The following is a 2,083-nucleotide window of genomic DNA, read 5'->3' on the forward strand; positions in this document are numbered from 1 at the left end:
AGCCGACTATCAAAACTTATCATCACCCAACGCAAATCTATCCCCGCATCAACACCGCACGACACAGCACAACGCCACCTAGCGCCCCGGCAACGCCACAGTCACACTCTCACCGCCATACCCATGAACAAGGCCTGATGTAAACTTCCCTTCTTGGAACATTGCTCGCCTTGATCCAAGCCCTGTAGGCACCAGCTCCACCACCGGACCAAAAGCAAACGCCCAAGGAAAATCGATCTCAAGCCCTCAAATCAGACCAAACCAAAACATCGACAAAAAACGCGCTCTTTGAAAATCAGATATCGAAAAACATTAGCCCAGAGCGAAAACGCATGGGCTACCCCCTGTTACATTCCACTCAGGCAGCACCAACTATTAGCAGATTCACACTTAGAACCGAACGAAGCATACAATTGATCTACCAGAATCATGGAAACTTGGGGGCGTTTTGTCTGAAGTCTCTTTTAAAGCCAAGTGGGGGCAGATTAATCTGCTGTTCATTGCGAATTTCTTGTCCCTCGTAGGCAACGGCCTGTCCGCAATTGCAATACCCTGGTTTGTTTATGATCTGACAGGGAATGCAGTGGTCACAGCTACAATCGCCATTGCAGGCCAGCTCCCCAATATCATGGTAGGCCTATTTAGCGGACCATTAATCGACCACTTCTCAGCTAAAATGTGAGCATCTTTTGTGATGCAGTAAACGCCATTGCTGTGCTTTTGATCCCCTTACTATTTTTTGTTGAGCTGCTAGATCTTGCACTACTTGGATTTCTTGTGTTCCTCTCACAGGTCATTGATGTACCTGGACAAACAGCAAAGGGCGTCATGATCCCAGCTTTGATTGATAGCGAGGATTTACCCCGTGAACGGGTTAACGGGATGAACTCGCTTCTGGAAACTGCCGCAGATCTCATTACACCATCTCTTGCTGGAATCTTGATTGCTGCGCTAGGGCAACCACAGTGCTACTGCTGGATTCCCTAAGTTTCCTCGTGGCACTTATGCTCGTAACTATCGGTGTGAAGGCAACACGGCCACATAGTTTGGCAGTGTCAGGCACTCAGAGAGCAAGAGATGCGTGGAAGTGGATGTTATCGACGCCGAGTCTATTGAAACTCGGTATTTATGATTTGATCATCAATATAGTGGCTGTTGCGTTACTTTCATTGACCTTGCCCGTGTTGGCTAACATAAATGATAAGCAAGCCGTTTGGCTCGGCATCTGGTTAACATGTTTCGCGTTCGGAACCACGCTAACCACGCTTGCCTATACTTTCCTGGGCCACCGACTATCTGTAATTCGGTTGCTTCAGCTTACTCCCATTGGCCAGGCACTAGGACTTTCTCTACTCCTATGGACATTTGGTAGAGACTGGAGCTTTGATCCAAACAGCACAGCACCACTTCTCGTCGGCTTTGGAATGTTTGTCTATGGCCTCAACCTCGGGGTCGGCAGCGTGATCGACGCAACAGTTCTACAAAAACTCGTTCCCGAAGATAAACGCGGTACAGTCTTCTCAGCATTCTCATCAATACGATATACAGGTGTTCCGCTCGGCATCTTTATCAGCGGCCTCCTCCTCGAGCAAAATAATACCGCAATGCTGTTCGCGGTATTCATTGGGCTACTCATCATAAACTCATCACTTTGGTTCCGGGGGTCGCTACAGGCCTAGTTTGAACTGGCGTGCGCTGGTGAGACGACGTGGCACAGCAGGCACTCACATGCAGGTAAATAGAACGGTTCGCGTTTGCTTGACTGGGTGATCATCACTCAGAAGCAGGTCAACTCCCAATATCGCGCTACCTGAGTTAGGTTAGACGCCTAACTACAGCTAAGCACGCGGCTGAGGTGCCAAGTAGTTCATGCATGTGGCCGCGTTTTTTGTTAGGTGTGACGGGCCTAACGATGGATTGCCTTGTCTATCCCACAATTTCAGTAGCATTGAGAAGGATCGAGCGAGTACCTGAAGCAATCCTGACAAGTCGTGCCATTGGTTTCACCACGCTCATCTGTCTGGCTTGTATGTTAGGGGCTGATTGTGGACACCGGCTCATAGCTCTCGGTGCGACGTCTATG

The 2,083-nt window shown here is 49.1% G+C and carries 2 protein-coding genes; both read left to right on the plus strand.

Annotation, left to right across the window (positions count from 1 at the left end; all coding sequences use genetic code 11):
- The first annotated feature begins 448 nt into the window (after positions 1 to 448).
- Complete coding sequence (locus IE076_RS22760; RefSeq protein WP_209009421.1) at positions 449 to 682, plus strand: MFS transporter; 234 nt, start codon at positions 449 to 451, stop codon at positions 680 to 682.
- A gap of 409 nt (positions 683 to 1,091) precedes the next feature.
- Complete coding sequence (locus IE076_RS22765) at positions 1,092 to 1,679, plus strand: MFS transporter (RefSeq protein ID WP_209009423.1); 588 nt, start codon at positions 1,092 to 1,094, stop codon at positions 1,677 to 1,679.
- Positions 1,680 to 2,083: the final 404 nt, after the last annotated feature.

This window comes from Pseudovibrio japonicus (assembly GCF_014651595.1).
Classification (GTDB): domain Bacteria; phylum Pseudomonadota; class Alphaproteobacteria; order Rhizobiales; family Stappiaceae; genus Pseudovibrio; species Pseudovibrio japonicus.